Annotated in this window: 13 protein-coding genes and 1 riboswitch; of the genes, 10 read left to right on the top strand and 3 right to left on the bottom strand. The window is 68.7% G+C overall.

Going from position 1 to position 13,846, the window contains the following annotated elements; genetic code table 11:
- Window positions 1-79: 79 nt before the first annotated feature.
- Window positions 80-174, top strand: a riboswitch (SAM riboswitch).
- Between the two features lie 122 nt (window positions 175-296).
- The 9 genes from FDN03_RS04525 to FDN03_RS04565 all read left to right on the top strand — a co-directional run bounded on the left by FDN03_RS04525 (window position 297) and on the right by FDN03_RS04565 (window position 10,459).
- Window positions 297-1,661: an O-acetylhomoserine aminocarboxypropyltransferase/cysteine synthase family protein gene (locus FDN03_RS04525; RefSeq protein WP_138174531.1), complete on the top strand. Its 1,365-nt coding sequence runs from the start codon at window positions 297-299 to the stop codon at window positions 1,659-1,661.
- Window positions 1,661-2,155, top strand: a complete 495-nt coding sequence (locus FDN03_RS04530; RefSeq protein WP_138174533.1) for a CoA-binding protein — start codon at window positions 1,661-1,663, stop codon at window positions 2,153-2,155. Before FDN03_RS04525 ends, FDN03_RS04530 begins: the two co-directional genes overlap by 1 nt.
- 129 nt (window positions 2,156-2,284) lie before the next feature.
- On the top strand, window positions 2,285-3,592 hold the full coding sequence (locus FDN03_RS04535; protein ID WP_138174535.1) for an MFS transporter: 1,308 nt from the start codon (window positions 2,285-2,287) through the stop codon (window positions 3,590-3,592).
- 135 nt (window positions 3,593-3,727) lie between these two features.
- Window positions 3,728-4,501: a DeoR/GlpR family DNA-binding transcription regulator gene (locus FDN03_RS04540; protein ID WP_138174537.1), complete on the top strand. Its 774-nt coding sequence runs from the start codon at window positions 3,728-3,730 to the stop codon at window positions 4,499-4,501.
- The gene (locus tag FDN03_RS04545; protein ID WP_138174539.1) at window positions 4,498-5,457 is read left to right on the top strand and encodes a 1-phosphofructokinase family hexose kinase; all 960 of its coding nucleotides are present in this window, start codon (window positions 4,498-4,500) and stop codon (window positions 5,455-5,457) included. Before FDN03_RS04540 ends, FDN03_RS04545 begins: the two co-directional genes overlap by 4 nt.
- Window positions 5,458-5,472: 15 nt before the next feature.
- Window positions 5,473-7,503: a fructose-specific PTS transporter subunit EIIC gene (locus FDN03_RS04550; protein WP_138174541.1), complete on the top strand. Its 2,031-nt coding sequence runs from the start codon at window positions 5,473-5,475 to the stop codon at window positions 7,501-7,503.
- Window positions 7,500-9,194 (top strand): phosphoenolpyruvate--protein phosphotransferase, encoded by a 1,695-nt coding sequence (gene ptsP / locus FDN03_RS04555; RefSeq protein WP_138174543.1) that lies wholly within the window; start codon window positions 7,500-7,502, stop codon window positions 9,192-9,194. The genes FDN03_RS04550 and ptsP overlap by 4 nt, the downstream gene beginning before the upstream one ends.
- Window positions 9,195-9,292: 98 nt before the next feature.
- Complete coding sequence (locus FDN03_RS04560) at window positions 9,293-9,571, top strand: HPr family phosphocarrier protein (RefSeq protein ID WP_138174545.1); 279 nt, start codon at window positions 9,293-9,295, stop codon at window positions 9,569-9,571.
- A gap of 108 nt (window positions 9,572-9,679) precedes the next feature.
- Complete coding sequence (locus FDN03_RS04565; RefSeq protein WP_138174547.1) at window positions 9,680-10,459, top strand: polysaccharide deacetylase family protein; 780 nt, start codon at window positions 9,680-9,682, stop codon at window positions 10,457-10,459.
- Window positions 10,460-10,466: 7 nt separating this feature from the next.
- Here FDN03_RS04565 and FDN03_RS04570 read toward each other — a convergent pair whose 3' ends face one another.
- Window positions 10,467-10,898 carry an SRPBCC family protein gene (locus FDN03_RS04570; RefSeq protein ID WP_138174549.1) on the bottom strand — a complete coding sequence of 144 codons (432 nt, stop codon included), beginning with the start codon at window positions 10,896-10,898 and terminating at the stop codon, window positions 10,467-10,469.
- A 74-nt stretch (window positions 10,899-10,972) separates the two neighbouring features.
- A complete protein-coding gene (locus tag FDN03_RS04575) occupies window positions 10,973-11,332 on the bottom strand; it encodes a hypothetical protein (protein ID WP_138174551.1) in 360 nt (119 codons plus the stop codon).
- A gap of 341 nt (window positions 11,333-11,673) precedes the next feature.
- Here FDN03_RS04575 and FDN03_RS04580 point away from each other — a divergent pair, with 341 nt between their 5' ends.
- A complete protein-coding gene (locus FDN03_RS04580; RefSeq protein ID WP_138174553.1) occupies window positions 11,674-12,297 on the top strand; it encodes an NAD(P)H-dependent oxidoreductase in 624 nt (207 codons plus the stop codon).
- Window positions 12,298-12,415: 118 nt separating this feature from the next.
- Here the strand turns inward: FDN03_RS04580 and FDN03_RS04585 are convergent, their stop codons facing one another.
- Entirely contained in the window at window positions 12,416-13,705 is a 1,290-nt protein-coding gene (locus FDN03_RS04585; RefSeq protein ID WP_138174555.1) for an adenylosuccinate synthase, read from the bottom strand.
- Window positions 13,706-13,846 lie beyond the last annotated feature (141 nt).

Here is a 13,846-nt window from a genome sequence, read left to right on the forward strand (position 1 = left end):
CGGATGGGGCCTGTGACGCGCCGCGCAATCTTTCGACGCACAACTTGGGTCACATTCACACATGTTGAGACACTGGGGGTAACCATCCCGAGCGGCCGAGAGATCTGGTTCGATGACGCCGCAGCAACCTGCCACAGCCGGTGGATACGGTGCTACCGCCAGAAACGATGGAGCTGTCTTCGGCCATAGGGCCAGTGCAGTGAAGACAGACATTGATTCCGGGATATTGCCTTGATGGCCCTCCCGGCCAATGCCGCGGTGGGCCGGAAGACGAGCCGATAAGGAGTCACGCCACCATGGCCGACCACAAGTTTGGATTCCGCACCCGTGCCCTGCACGCCGGCGGAACCCCCGATGCCGAACACGGCGCCCGCGCGGTGCCGATCTACCAAAGCACGTCCTTCGTATTCAAGGACACCGATGATGCGGCGAACCTATTTGCGCTGCAGAAGTACGGGAACATCTACTCCCGCATCGGCAACCCGACAGTGGCCGCCTTCGAGGAGCGCATGGCCTCCCTGGAGGGCGGGATCGGCGCGGTGGCCACCGGTTCGGGCATGGCGGCGGAGTTCATCACCTTTGCCGCGCTGGCCCAGGCCGGGGACCACATTGTCGCCTCTGCGAAGCTCTACGGCGGGACCATCACCCAGCTGGATGTCTCACTGCGCCGCTTTGGCATTCAGACCACCTTCATCGACTCCAACGACCCGGCCGATTTCGAGGCCGCGATCGGGTCGAACACCAAGGCGGTGTACACCGAGGTGGTTGCCAACCCCTCCGGGGACATTGCCGACCTGGCCGGGCTGGCGGCGGTGGCGCACCGCCACGACATTCCGCTGGTGGTCGATTCGACGCTGACCCCGCCCTACCTGTTGCGTCCGATCGAGCACGGCGCGGACATCGTGATCCATTCGGCGACCAAGTTCATTGGCGGTCACGGCACCACCCTGGGCGGGGTGGTCATCGAATCGGGCACCTTCAACTGGGGCAACGGGAAGTTCCCCACCATGACCGAGCCGGTACCCAGCTATGGGAACGTCTCCTGGTGGGGCAACTTCGGGGAGTACGGGTTTTTGACCAAGCTGCGCAGTGAGCAGCTGCGCGATTTCGGTCCCTCCCTGCCGGCCCAGTCCGCGTTCCAGCTGCTGCAGGGCGTGGAGACTCTGGCCCAGCGGATGGACGCGCACCTGGCCAACGCCCAGCAGGTGGCCCAGTGGCTGGAGGCCGATGACCGGGTCAGCTACGTGAACTATGCGGGCCTGGCCTCCCATCCCCAGCACGAGCAGGCGCGCAAGCTGCTGCCGCTGGGTGTGGGTTCGGTCTTCAGCTTCGGAATCAAGGGCGGCCGGCAGGCCGGGGCCAAGTTCATCCAGGCCCTGCAGCTGGCCAGCCACCTGGCGAACATCGGTGATGCGCGCACCCTGGTGCTGCACCCGGGGTCCACCACCCACCAGCAGCTGAGCGAGGAGCAGTTGCAGGCGGCCGGGGTGCCGCAGGACCTGATCCGCCTGTCGGTGGGCCTGGAGGATGTCGAGGACATCATCTGGGACCTGGACCAGGCACTGAGCGCCGCCCAGCAGCCGGAGCCGGAGCACCAATTCGAGATGCCGTCCTATGACGCAGCGGCCTGCGCCGTGCCGGCCGGGAAGGGAGCGAACTAATGAGCACCGCACTACGCACCTGGCAGGGCCCCAGCGCCGCGCAGCGCCTCCAGATCCTGCGCGAGACCACCTCGATCGCGATTGTGGGGGCCTCGAACAAGCCCTCGCGGGCCAGCTACTTCGTGGCCACCTACCTGCTGTCCTCCTCAAACTACCGGGTGTACTTCATTAACCCGGTGGTGGACGAGATCCTGGGCCAACCGGTCTACAAGTCGCTGGCGGACCTACCCGAGACCCCGGACCTGGTTGAGGTCTTCCGCAAGCATGATGACCTGCCCGGGGTGCTGGACGAGGCCCTGGCCGTGGGGGCCAAGACCCTGTGGCTGCAGCTGGGTTCCTGGCACGAGGAGGTGGCTGAGCGCGCGGAGGCCGCAGGGCTGAATGTGGTCATGGACCGCTGCGTGAAGATCGAACACGCCCGCTTCCACGGCGGGCTGCGCCTGGCCGGGTTCAACACCGGGATGATCTCCTCCAAACGCCAGCTGCTGGCCTAGCGCTTGCCCGCTGCCCCCGCCACGGCCGCAGGCTGCCGGCCAGGCGGGGCGGCGGGCCGGCAAATAGTGATTGACAAATATCAATCGGATCGGTGACGATAGACAAATCACCGACCCGAGGAGTGCGCCATGGGCGCCAAGCCATTCGCCGCGATCCGCCTGCTGCGGCCCTTCGCGCGCCGCGACTACACCGTGTTGGCGTGCGCCCTGGTGCTCTCCACCCTGGCCCACGGCATGTGGGCGGTGGCCATGGTCTACCAGGTGCGCCAGCTCGGCGGCGGTCCGGTGCAGCTCTCCAGCGTCGCCACGGCCACCTCGCTCGGCTTGATTGGCCTGGTGCTGCTGGGCGGGATCGCGGCCGACAGGTACTCCTGCCGCAAGATCCTGCTGCTGGTGGAAACCGCCTCACTGCTGGTGATGAGCGCCACGGCGGCGCTGGCCCTGACCCACAGCCTGCAGCTGTGGCACCTGGTGCTGGCCGGGTTCCTCTCCGGGGCCGGGGCCGCGTTCTTCTATCCGGCCTATTCGGCACTGCTGCCGCGAATGCTGCCGGCCGCCGAGCTGCTGGCGGCCAACGGCATCGAGGGCACGGTGCGCCCGGTGGTGCAGACCGCGTTGGGTCCGTTGGCGGCCGGGGTGCTGGTGGCCTCGGTTTCCCCCGCCCACGCTATTGCCGGGATTTCGGTAACCCACGTGGCGGCCCTGCTGACTCTGCGCCGCATTTCCCATGCCCCGGCCTATGACCGGCCCGCCGGTGGCAGCGGGCAGCAGGCCGGGGGCGGCATCATCCACCAGCTGCGGGAGGGCGTGGGCTACACGGTGGGCACCCCGTGGCTGCGTTGGACCCTGCTGTTCGCGGTGGTTGCGGTCTTCACGTTCATTGGGCCCTTCGAAGTACTGCTGCCCTTCGAGGTCAGCGACCGGCTGGGCGGGGACGCGACGGACTTCGCCTCCGCACTGGCCGCCTACGGCGTGGGCTGCGCCCTGGGGTCAATGGCCACCGCCACGCTGCGCATGCCCCGGCGCTACCTGAGCATCATGATGGCCTGCTGGGGTTTTGGCTCCCTGCCGCTGGTTGCCGTGGGCTTCGTCCCGGCCCTGTGGTGCCTGGTGATCCTGCTGTTCATCGTGGGGCTGACCGACGGGATTGGGCAGGTCACCTGGGGCACGCTGCTGCAGCGGCGGGTGCCGGCGCACCTGCTCGGCAGGATTTCCAGCCTGGACTTCTTCGTCTCCCTGGCCCTGATGCCGGTCTCTATGGCCGTCACCGGACCGCTGAGCCAGCTCGTTGCGCCGCGGGAGATCTTCATCTTCGCGGGCCTGGCCTCCCCGGTCTTTGCCGTCATCGCCTGGTGGTGCGGCCGCTTCTGGCGGGACGAAATCGCCCACCCGCTGGACGAGAGCGCCCCGCAGCCAGTGGCCCCGCAGGGCGAATAAGAGCCCCAAAGCACAGATAAGCAGACATAACGCCAACTTTTAGCCCCCAAATGTCTTGACGATGCCACACAAACAGGCATAAAGTCATACAAACACAGATCACTGTGGGACAGCTCACGCATACGGGAGGCAGGAATGTTCGCCGAAGAGAGACACCGGCTCATCACCGAAGCGGTGGAAACACACGGGAAGGTCTCCGTCGCGGAACTCTCCGAACGTTTTGCCATCACCCGCGAAACCGTCCGGCGGGATTTGGCGCTGCTGGAAACCGACGGCCTGCTGCGCCGGGTGCACGGCGGGGCGGTCGGGCTGGCCGCGGCCAGCACCCGGGAGCAAAGCCACAGCGACCGCAGCACCCTGCACGCCGAGGCGAAGCAGGCCATCGCCCGGGCCGCACAACAGCTGCTGCCCTCCGCTGGCGGTTCGATCATGCTGGATGCCGGCACCACCACCGCCGAGCTGGCCGGCCTGATCGCCCAGCAGGGTGGCGAGGACACCTTGGTGATCACCCACGCCCTGCCGATCGCCGCCCGCATCAGCGCGAACCCGCAGCTGGCGCTGGAATTCATTGGCGGACGGGTCCGGGGACTGACCAGTGCGGCCACCGGGGCCGGAACCGTAACGGCCTATGCGCGGCTGCGGGCGGATTTGGCCTTCGTGGGCACCAACGCCCTGCACGCCGATTTCGGCCTCAGTACCCCCGACCCGCTGGAGGCCAGCGTCAAGGCCGCCATGGTGGCCAGCGCCCAGCGCGTGGTAGTGCTGGCCGACGCGACGAAACACGACGAACTGACCCTGGTCCAGTTCGCCACCCTGGACCAGGTCGACACCCTGGTCACCGACCGCGCGCCGGCCGGCGCACTGGCGGCCGCCCTGGAGGCGGCCGACGTGGACGTGGTGCTGGCATGATCCTCACCCTGACCATGAACCCGGCCCTGGACCAGACGGTGGAGCTAAGCTCCGCGCTGGCCCCGGGACAGGTGCAGCGCGCCGCAGCCAGCCGGGTGCAGGCCGCCGGCAAGGGCGTGAACGTGGCCCGGGCCATTGCCCAGGCCGGCCAGCCGGTGCTGGCCGTACTGCCCGGGGCGGCCCACGACCCGCTGGTGCGGGCGCTGGAAGCCGACGGGCTGCCGCACCGGGCCATCCCCATCGACCAGCCGTTGCGCACCAACATCACAATCACCGATCCGGACGGGACCACCACCAAGATCAACGAGCCGGGCCCCGCACTGGACGCACCAGCCCTGGAACAGGTCACCGAGGTGCTGTGCGAGCTGGGTGCCTCGGCCCGCTGGGTGGTGCTGGCCGGGTCCCTGCCGCCGGGAGTCGCCCCGGATTTCTACGCCCGGCTGTGCGCGACCCTGCGCAGCAGGCTCGCCGACCGCGCCCCACGCATCGCGGTGGACACCTCCGGCGCCCCGCTGGCCAGCCTGTTTGCCTTTGATGCCAACCACCTGCCGGATCTGATCAAGCCCAACGCCGAGGAGTTGACCGAACTGATCGCCCAGGATTCGGCCCTGGGGTTCGAGCAGTCCCCGACGGAAGCGGCCCGCGCCGCCGGCTACCTGGTGCAGCGCGGGGTGGGCACCGTACTGGCCACCCTCGGCGCGCAGGGCGCCGTGCTGGCCACCGCCGAGGGCTGCTGGCTGGCCCGGCACGCGCCGGTGATCCCGCGCAGTACGGTCGGGGCCGGGGACTCGGCCCTGGCCGGGTACTTGATCGCAGAATCCACCGGTTCGGACCCGGCCGGAAGCCTGGCCCACGCGGTGGCCTATGGCTCGGCGGCCGTCGCCCTGCGGGGTTCCACCATCCCCTCCCCCACCCATCTCACCGCCGACGCGGTCAGCGTCGACGGACCGTTCTAAGTCAAGGATGCAGCCATGACCGAACTGATCAACCAGCACCTGGTGAGCCTGGACACCTACCTGGGTTCCAACACCGACCAGGTCATTGACGCGCTGGCCGCGCTGGTGGCCAGGCAGGGCCGGGCCAGCGACGCCGTGGCCCTGGCCGCTGACGCCAAGGCCCGGGAAGCGAAGACGGCCACCGGGGTTCCCGGCGGCATCGCCATCCCGCATTGCCGCTCGGCCGCCGTGACCGCGCCAACGCTGGCGATGGCCCGCCTGGCCCCGGCAGTGGACTTCGGGGCCAAGGACGGACCGGCGGACCTGGTGTTCTTCATCGCCGCCCCGGAAGGGGCGGACAAGGACCACCTGAAGCTGCTGTCCACCCTGGCCCGGGCCCTGGTGAAAAAGTCCTTCACCACGGCGCTGCGTGAGGCCCGCGAGCCAGGACAGGTCGTGGAGCTGATCGACGGGGTGCTTTCCGGGACCCCGGCCCCGGCCCCGGCAGCGCCCGCCGCGCCGGCCCCACAAACCCCCAGCACCGCACCGGAAGCCGCTGGCGCCCAGCAGGAGTCCGGCGCACGCATCGTGGCGGTCACCGCCTGCCCCACGGGCATCGCCCACACCTATATGGCCGCCGATTCGCTCGCACAGGCCGCCGAGGAGATGGGGGTGGACTTCGCGGTGGAAACCCAGGGATCCTCCGGCTCCACGGCCCTGGACCAGCAGGTCATTGACCGCGCCGACGCGGTGATCTTCGCCGTGGACGTCGATGTGCGCGACCGCTCCCGCTTCGCGGGCAAACCGGTCATCCAGGTGCCGGTCAAGCGCGGCATCGACGAGCCGGAAGCGTTGCTGCGCCAGGCCATCGCGGCCGCCACCGACCCCGCGGCGCGGCGGGTTCCGGCCGGCACGCCGGAAGGATCCGGGCATCAGGACCCGCGCGGCGGCCAGCGAGAATCATTCGGTGCCGGGCTGAAGCGGGCCCTGCTGACCGGGGTGTCCTACATGATCCCCTTCGTCGCCGGCGGCGGGCTGCTGATCGCCCTGGGCTTCCTGCTTGGCGGCTACGACATCACCGACGTGGCCGATGACATCCTGGGAACGAACACGCTGTTCAACCTGCCGGCGGGAGGGCTGGGCGCCTACCTGGGGGCGGTGGCGTTCAAGATCGGTTCGCTGTCCATGGGCTTTTTGGTCCCCGCGCTGGCCGGGTACATTGCCTACGCCTACGCCGATCGGCCGGGCATCGCCCCGGGCTTCACGGCCGGCGCCGTCGCCGGGTTCATGGGCGCCGGGTTCCTCGGTGGCATCGTCGGCGGGGTGATCGCCGGGCTGGCCTCCCGCTGGATCAGCTCCTGGAACGTGCCCAAGTGGGCCCGCGGGCTGATGCCGGTGGTCATCGTGCCGCTGCTTGGCTCCATCATCGCCTCCGGGCTGATGTTCCTGTTCCTGGGTGGCCCCATCGCCCGGCTGACCGACGCGTTGAACCTGTTCCTCTCCTCAATGAGCGGCACCGGGGCCGCGCTGCTGGGGCTGATCCTGGGCCTGATGATGGCCTTTGACCTGGGCGGGCCGGTGAACAAGGTGGCCTACGCCTTCGCCGTGGCGGGGCTGGGCACCGGCTCGCTGGAGAACCCGGCCCCATGGATGATCATGGCCGCGGTGATGGCCGCGGGCATGGTGCCGCCGCTGGCCATGGCCCTGGCCACGCTCATCGCCCCGAAGCTGTTCAGTCCGGCCGAGCGGGAGAACGGCAAGGCGGCCTGGCTGCTGGGCGCGGCCTTCATCTCCGAGGGAGCGATTCCCTTCGCCGCCGCGGACCCGCTGCGCGTGATCCCCGCGTCCATGGTCGGTGCCGGGATCACCGGGTCGATGGTCATGGCCTTCGACGTGGTCAGCCAGGCCCCGCACGGCGGGATCTTCGTCTTCTTCGCGATGCAGGGCAGCTGGCCCATGTTCCTGGTCTCCACAGTGCTCGGCACGATCGTCTCCGGCCTGCTGGTGGTGGGACTGAAGAAGTATGTGCGCAAGGGCGCACCGGTCAAGACGGAGGTGGCGGCATGAGCCGGCAACAATCCCAGATAGTGCACGGTGTAGGGGTCAGCGCGGGCCGCGTGATCGGTCCGGTGCGCCGGATGCCCGCACCCCTGGCGGCCCCACCCGAGGGCGCCCCGCTGCCCGAGGGCAGCAGCGTCGAGGAGGAAACCGCGCGGCTGGCCGAGGCCACCGGGCGGGTGGCCCAACGGCTGAAGGAGCGCGCCGCGCTGGCCCCCGGCGACGCCCGCGCGGTGCTCAAGGCGACCGCGCTGATGGCGGCGGACAAGACCCTGCTCAAGTCGGCCAGTGCCCTGGTCGCCTCCGGAACCTGCGCGGAATCGGCGATCTGGGAGGCCGCCGACGCGGTCGCCACCCAGCTCAGCGCGCTGGGCGGGTACATGGCCGAGCGGGCCACGGACGTGTTGGATGTGCGCGCCCGCATCGTCGCCGAGCTGCGCGGGGAACCGGCGCCGGGCATCCCGGACGAACGGCAGCCCTTCGTGCTGCTGGCCGAGGACCTGGCCCCGGCCGACACCGCCACCCTGGACCCCTCGCGGGTGCTGGCCCTGGTGACGGCCGAAGGCGGACCGCAGTCCCACACCGCGATCATCGCCAGGTCGCTGGGGCTGCCGGCCGTCGTGGCCGCCCGGGACAGCCAGCGGCTCGCAGAGGGGCAGGAGGTGTTCGTGGACGGGGTCAGCGGACAGGTGATCCCCGACCCGGGGCAGGCCCAGCGGCAGCTGTCCGAGGCCTACGCCCGGCGCGAGCCGCTGCCGGCCTTCGACGGCGCAGGTCGCCTGGGCGACGGCACCGCGGTGGCGCTGCTGGCCAACGTGGGCAGCGGCTCCGATGCCCGCAGCGCGGCCGCCGCCGGGGCCGAGGGGGTCGGGCTGCTGCGCACCGAATTCTGCTTCCTGGGGCGCGACAGCGAACCTGAGCACGCCGAGCAGGTCGCCGCCTACCAGGCGGTGTTCCAGGCCTTTGAGGGACGCAAGGTGGTGGTGCGCACCCTGGACGCCGGGGCGGACAAGCCGCTGCCGTTCCTGACCGACACCGCCGAACCGAACCCCGCCCTGGGGGTGCGCGGCTACCGCACCGACGCCTCCGTTCCCGGGGTACTCGCCCGGCAGCTGGCGGCCATCGCCGAGGCATCCCGGTCCAGCACGGCCCAGGTGTGGGTCATGGCCCCGATGGTCTCCACCGCCCAGGAAGCGGCCGACTTCGCTGCCCTGGCGGCGCAGGCGGGCCTGGACACCAGCGGGGTGATGGTGGAAGTGCCCTCCGCGGCGCTGCTCGCCGCCCCGATCCTGCAGCGCTGCGACTTCGTGTCGATCGGCACCAACGACCTGACCCAGTACACGATGGCCGCCGACCGGCAGCTGGGCGCGCTGGCCGCCCTGAACGACCCCTGGCAGCCGGCGGTGCTGCACCTGGTGCAGGCCACGGCGCAGGGCGCACGCAGCAGCGGAGGCAAACCCGTGGGCGTGTGCGGTGAGGCGGCCGCCGACCCGGCCCTGGCCGTGGTGCTGGTCGGGCTGGGAGTCGCCTCCCTGTCCATGAACCAGCGCGCCCTGCCGGCGGTCGCCCAGGTGCTGCGCGGCGTGGACTCGCACACCGCGCGCCGCCTGGCCCAGCTGGCGCTGCATGCCGCGTCCGCCGCCGAGGCGCGACAGCTGGTGCGCGCCGAGCTGCCGGACCTGCAGCGCTTCGGCCTCTAGCGCCCGGCACCGCGCCGGCCAGCGGAAACCAGGACCAAGCAGCACGCCCAAGCCCTACCGAAAACACCACCGATTACCATTTCACCGAAGGAGTCATCATGGCAGAACGTATCGCCACCATTGCCAGCCGTGTGGGCCTGCACGCCCGCCCGGCCGCGATCTTCGCCGAGGCCGCCGCCGAGCAGCCCGTCGAGATCACCATCGCCCTGGAGGGCGAACCCATCGAGGAGGCGCTGGACGCCTCCAGCATCCTGTCCCTGATGGGCCTGGGCGCCGAACACGGAACCCGGGTGGTGCTGCGGGCCGAAGGCGAAGGTGCCGAACAGGCGCTGGAAACACTGGCCGCAGTACTGGAAACCGACCACGACGCCCAGTAGGGGCCCGCGCCGCCGGCCCCAGCGGTACGGCACAGATCACCCTGTGAAATCGCCACGCGCTGCGCGTGGCGATTTCACTTTGTCCCGGGTCCGGAGCACAGTGGAAGGATGCGTTTGTTCAACCGTCGGCGGTACCGGATGGTGGCCGCCGCCCTGCTGCTGCCGCTGCTGGCCGGGTGCGCAAGCCCCGGATCCGATCAGGAGCCGGCCCCGCAGGAGCAGGCGCCGCAGCAGGTGGACTGCCAGCAGGTGGCCTGCGTCGCGTTGACCTTCGATGACGGTCCGGGAGAGTACACCGACCGGCTGCTTGATGAACTGGGCGAAGCCCAGGCCCCGGCCACGTTCTTCGTGCTGGGAAAGAATGTGGGGCACTACCCGCAGGCGCTGCAGCGCATGGTGGCGGAGGGCCACCAGATCGGTTCGCACAGCTATGACCACAAGGACATTACCAAGCTGACCCGCGAGGGAATCGAGCATGAGGTGCAGTGGACCGATGAGGCCGTCCAGCAGGCCGCCGGGGTGACGCCCGAGGTGTTCCGTCCGCCGTACGGCGCCAACGGGGTGGTCTACAACCGGCTGATTCCCACCCCCTTGCTGTTGTGGGACGTGGACACGCTGGACTGGAAGCACCACGACCCGAAGAAAACCGTGAAGATCGCCATGCAGGAGGTCAGCCCGGGGTCGGTAATCCTGATGCACGATATCCACGAGACCTCGGTGGACGCGGTGCCCGAGCTGGTGCAGCAACTGCGCGAGGCCGGGTACACCCTGGTGACCGTGCAGGACCTGTTCGCCCACACGGAGTTCGAGCCCGGGAGCGTCTACACAAAGCTGAAGACCCCGGCCAGCGCCGGGCCCTCCCCCAGCGCCCCGGCCGATTCCCAGTAATCGCCGGTCAGGGGGCCTGCTGCGCGTACTGCTTCAGGCGCGCCAGCATCGTTTCGTCGCTGGCCCGCACCTGTTCGGCAAAGCGCTCGCATTCCTGGACCGTCAGGTCCGGGTCGATGATCATCACCTGCAGGATCACCCGGGTGTCGGCGCCCAGCGCGGTGAGGTCGAAACGGTAGGACAGCGCGTCGGTATCCTCCGAGGAGTGCAGGACCAGGGTGTTGGGCTCCACCAGGTCGTGGATGACGAACTGCCGTGAACGGCCCGCCACCTGGTAATCCAGCAGGGTGCCCACCCGCGGCGGGTCCTGGCTGGCGTCCATGTAGCTCACCTGCGGCATCCACAGGTTCGCCGACCCCCAGTCGGTCAGCAGCGCCCAGACGCGGTGCACCGGCAGGTGGATGGTTTCCATGCTTTCGAACACAGTGAACTGACTCATACGCGCATCGTGCCATGGGTGGCCCGGAAAGTGAATAGCTCCACGGGCCGGGGGCGGGAGCCGGTGGGGCCCGGCTACCAGCCCTCTTCGTCGTCCGCCTCGGAAATCCCCAGCTCCGGTTCCTGTTCCGCGTCAAAGGTGTGCCACGCTTCGGTGAAGTCGGCAATCGCGTCCAATTCGTCCAGCTGGTCGGAGTCCAGCACTTCCTGGGCCTCGGGCAGGTTCAGGATGGTGCTCACTGCATGGAACGGGTGGCGTTCGAAGAAGTCCAGGGGCGTGACCTCCGGGTTGAAGGTCAGGTCCTCGGTCTGGGCGAACAGGTCGATATAGCGCTCCACCGCGGATTCCAGCCGGGTCAGGTTGATGCCGGTCAGGGATTCGTTGTAGATCTCAGCAGTGGCATCAGCCCACTGCTCAATGAGCTCCTCGCTCATCTGTGCCATTGTTCTCCGCCTCGGGGTCGCTGTGGTGGTTCGTAGCAATTCATCTTATGACGCACAGCCGGAGCTGTCATGCCGATTCTCCGTGATCTATCTCCACCCCCGGCCACGATGGCGGGCAGGGAATTTGCCGTGGCGCGACCCGGCGAGCACGCCGGAACGAACCCGGTTTTTCCAGGTCAGGTCGCGCCAGGCAGGGACTTGGGGTGTGCACCGAGGGCCCGGGCACGACCGGAGGCGCTGCCCAACCGGCTGGCAAGAGCCAAAACTTGGCGGTAGCTGGCGATCTGCTGGCGACCGTGGCCAGGGTGCAGCGTCTCGCGCAGACTGGGGGCATGACACCTACACCGCTCAAGGCCCTCATCCTGGTCTGCACGCTCACCCCCTCCCCGAAGCCCTCCAGCAGTGACCTGCTGGCCCGGCAGGTCGCCGAGGAATTGAAAAAGCACCACGTCGAAAGCCAGCTGCTGCGGGTGGTCGACCACGACGTCAAACCCGGGGTGCTCACCGACATGGGCCCAGGTGACGCCTGGCCGCAGATCCGCAAGACCATGCTGGAATCAGACATCCTGGTGATGGCCACCCCCATCTGGGTGGGCCACCCGGCCAGCCCGGCGCAGCGCGTCCTGGAACGGCTGGACGCCGAGTTGTCGGAAACCGATGAGAAGGGGCGCCCAATTCTCTTTGACCGCGTCGCCCTGGTTGCGGTGGTGGGCAACGAGGACGGTGCCCACCATGTGGTGGCGGAGCTTTCCCAGGGGCTGGCCGAGGTGGGCTTCAGCCTTCCGGCGCAGGGCTCCACCTATTGGGTGGGCGAGGCCATGCACACCGTGGACTACCAGGATCTGGAACAGACCCCGGAGGTGACCGCGAACGCCACCTCCATCGCGGTGCGTAACACCGCGCATCTGGCCCGGCTGCTGCGGCAGAACCCGTACCCCGCGCCCCCGCAGGATTAGCGGACACCGTCGCAGGCGCCGCGTTGACGGCGGCCGCCCCGGGCAAGGCAATGGCCGGCACCCCTGGGGTGCCGGCCATCCTGCGCGGCAACCGGGTGTGTCCTGCAGCCGACGGAGACTAGTCGTTGAGCAGGTCGTAGCGCACGATCGTCTGGTCGCGGTCCGGGCCAACACCGATGGCCGAGATCCGGGTGCCGCTCATGGCCTCGAGCGCCAACACGTAGTTGCGCGCGTTTTCCGGCAGGTCCTCCAGGCTGCGGGCCCCGCTGATGTCCTCGGTCCAGCCGTCGAAGTACTCGAAAATCGGCTTGGCGTGGTGGAATTCGGTCTGCGTCATCGGCATTTCGTCGTGGCGCACCCCATCCACGTCATAGGCCACGCAAACCGGAATCTTCTCGATGCTGGTCAGCACATCCAGCTTGGTCACGAAGTAGTCGGTGAAGCCGTTCACGCGCGAGGCGTGGCGGGCCATGACCGCGTCGTACCAGCCGCAGCGGCGCGGACGACCGGTATTCACGCCGAACTCGCCGCCGGTCTTCTGCAGGTATTCGCCCATCTCGTCAAACAGTTCGGTGGGGAACGGCCCGGCACCCACACGGGTCGTGTAGGCCTTGATGATGCCGATGGAGCGGTTGATCCGGGTGGGGCCAATGCCCGAGCCCACGGACGCGCCGCCGGCGGTCGGGTTGGAGGAGGTCACGAACGGGTAGGTGCCGTGGTCAACATCCAGGAACGTGGCCTGGCCGCCTTCCATGAGCACCACCTTGTCCTCATCCAGGGCCTTGTTCAGTTCATAGGTGGAATCGATGACCAGTGGACGCAGGCGCTCGGCGAAGGACAGGAAGTACTCGACGATTTCCTCGACGGTCACCGCACGGCGGTTGTAGACCTTGACCAGCAGTTCGTTCTTCTGACGCAGCGCGCCTTCAACCTTCTGGCGCAGGATTGATTCATCGAACACGTCCTGCACGCGGATGCCCAGGCGGCCGATCTTGTCCATGTAGGTGGGCCCGATGCCGCGGCCGGTGGTGCCGATGGCCCGCTTGCCCAGGAAACGCTCGGTGACCTTGTCCATGGTCTGGTGATAGGGGGCCACCAGGTGGGCGTTGGCCGAGACCCGCAGGCGTGAGGTGTCCGCCCCGCGGGCTTCCAGCCCGTCAATTTCCTCGAACAGGGCCTCGAGGTTCACCACGCAGCCGTTGCCGATGATCGGGGTGGCGTTCGGGGACAGGATGCCGGCGGGAAGGAGCTTGAGCTCATACTTCTCACCGCCAACAACCACGGTATGCCCGGCGTTGTTGCCGCCGTTGGGCTTGACCACGTAGTCGACCTTGCCACCGAGCAGATCGGTGGCCTTCCCCTTGCCTTCGTCGCCCCACTGGGCGCCGACGATCACGATTGCTGGCATGGGATCCTCCCCCTTGCGTAAAGCAGTGGTACCGGCGTGCTTCGCGCCGCCCCGGCACGGTGCCGGGCAAAAATATACCCCTTGACGCACTTACAGGACCATGGGTCCACCATAAGAGTTCAGGGGGCTCTTACAACCAAA

The sequence above is a fragment of the Glutamicibacter sp. V16R2B1 genome (genome assembly GCF_005774635.1).
GTDB classification, from domain to species: domain Bacteria; phylum Actinomycetota; class Actinomycetes; order Actinomycetales; family Micrococcaceae; genus Glutamicibacter; species Glutamicibacter creatinolyticus.

Excerpts from the sequence above, each read along its gene's own strand:
- FDN03_RS04525 (WP_138174531.1), top strand. The coding sequence starts at position 297 with ATGGCCGACCACAAGTTTGGATTCCGCACCCGTGCCCTGCACGCCGGC.
- FDN03_RS04530 (WP_138174533.1), top strand. The coding sequence starts at position 1,661 with ATGAGCACCGCACTACGCACCTGGCAGGGCCCCAGCGCCGCGCAGCGC.
- FDN03_RS04535 (WP_138174535.1), top strand. The coding sequence starts at position 2,285 with ATGGGCGCCAAGCCATTCGCCGCGATCCGCCTGCTGCGGCCCTTCGCG.
- FDN03_RS04540 (WP_138174537.1), top strand. The coding sequence starts at position 3,728 with ATGTTCGCCGAAGAGAGACACCGGCTCATCACCGAAGCGGTGGAAACA.
- FDN03_RS04545 (WP_138174539.1), top strand. The coding sequence starts at position 4,498 with ATGATCCTCACCCTGACCATGAACCCGGCCCTGGACCAGACGGTGGAG.
- FDN03_RS04550 (WP_138174541.1), top strand. The coding sequence starts at position 5,473 with ATGACCGAACTGATCAACCAGCACCTGGTGAGCCTGGACACCTACCTG.
- ptsP (WP_138174543.1), top strand. The coding sequence starts at position 7,500 with ATGAGCCGGCAACAATCCCAGATAGTGCACGGTGTAGGGGTCAGCGCG.
- FDN03_RS04560 (WP_138174545.1), top strand. The coding sequence starts at position 9,293 with ATGGCAGAACGTATCGCCACCATTGCCAGCCGTGTGGGCCTGCACGCC.
- FDN03_RS04565 (WP_138174547.1), top strand. The coding sequence starts at position 9,680 with ATGCGTTTGTTCAACCGTCGGCGGTACCGGATGGTGGCCGCCGCCCTG.
- FDN03_RS04570 (WP_138174549.1), bottom strand. The coding sequence starts at position 10,898 with ATGAGTCAGTTCACTGTGTTCGAAAGCATGGAAACCATCCACCTGCCG.
- FDN03_RS04575 (WP_138174551.1), bottom strand. The coding sequence starts at position 11,332 with ATGAGCGAGGAGCTCATTGAGCAGTGGGCTGATGCCACTGCTGAGATC.
- FDN03_RS04580 (WP_138174553.1), top strand. The coding sequence starts at position 11,674 with ATGACACCTACACCGCTCAAGGCCCTCATCCTGGTCTGCACGCTCACC.
- FDN03_RS04585 (WP_138174555.1), bottom strand. The coding sequence starts at position 13,705 with ATGCCAGCAATCGTGATCGTCGGCGCCCAGTGGGGCGACGAAGGCAAG.